Raw genomic sequence first — 1,223 nt, 5'->3', positions numbered from 1 at the left:
GAATAGAGTTCTATAATTCAACAAGTTTGTCATTTTTTAAAAGGGAGAAATAAATCTCCCTTACCTGATTATGGATAGATCTGTAAGAAGTGATCTATATAACCGGGTTTTGTTGCAATATATACCCTATATCCTCCACCTAATTTAAATAGGTCAAAGTCTTTTTTGGGTATTTGCATAGCAACAGTTTCTACATCTTGTTTCCAATTAGTATCGAATAATCGATATAATTGATTATGAAGATTGTCCATGTATGAATACATGCACTGTTGCTTGGATGCGATAGCAGTATTGATTACTACACCGTATCCTTTACTTAATTTATAAGCTAACTTAATTGCATCAAGCCAACTTAAATTAAGCTCTTTTTTAAGAGTCACAATTCTCTTATATAGAGATATACTACGACTCTTTTTTTTCTGAATTATTATTCTTATCATATTATTAAGTATTAATGATTCAGATTTAAAGACATTAGCTTCGGTAGCCGTTGGCATTCGTTCAGCCCGGCAATTTAAACCTACTAGACCCTAGAACCGCTAACTTGTGTATTAATCAGAATGCGTATGAAGTAGTGTAGTTAGTCTCGATGAGGTTGTCTTTATTCTAGGGAATTGTATGCGTATTTCACAATAGGCATACAACAGTTCTGTCGTGACTTCGTTGTTTTTAGAAGGCTATAATAATTGTTTATAAAAATCTTTTAAATGACACACACGTGTTTCACAACAGATATGTGTCTTACATTTTAACCAAAAGAATGTTGTTACTTTAATTCTTTTCTAACATCATCTAAAATACCATGAAAAACACTAACATTTACTTTATCCTTAAATTCAATATATGCAAATAATATCACACATATTGGATATAGGATGGGATCGTCTAATAGTATTAATAATACTATCATATAGAGAAGTACTCTTAATACTAACCAAATGAATGATATTACCTTTTTCATATATTGAATAATTTAATAGACTCTGCATTTACTTAGGCTTGTCACTAACCATGGCTGCATTATATTAAATTAAAAAGGAAGTTGTGTATCACTTCATACACTGGGTGGTTTGTTATTCATGTTTAATAACTTTAACACCAAAATAGACACCAATTAAAGTTGGTATTATGTACAGTAATATATTAGTTACTGCATAACGTGGTTGACTTATTGTTATTACTATATAAAATAATAATACCAATAGTAATATACCAAATAAGAT

At 29.7% G+C, this 1,223-nt stretch carries 1 protein-coding gene; it reads right to left on the bottom strand.

Annotated features, from left to right (window positions below; all coding sequences use genetic code 11):
- Positions 1-68 precede the first annotated feature (68 nt).
- Positions 69-497, bottom strand: coding sequence for a hypothetical protein (locus QZL64_RS12875; RefSeq protein WP_021842356.1), 429 nt, complete (start codon positions 495-497; stop codon positions 69-71).
- Positions 498-1,223 lie beyond the last annotated feature (726 nt).

Source organism: Veillonella sp. CAG:933 (genome assembly GCF_000431435.1).
Taxonomy (GTDB): Bacteria; Bacillota; Negativicutes; order Veillonellales; family Veillonellaceae; genus Veillonella_A.
Note: the sequence above shows the minus strand (reverse complement) of the source record. Positions and strands in the feature narration are given on the sequence as shown.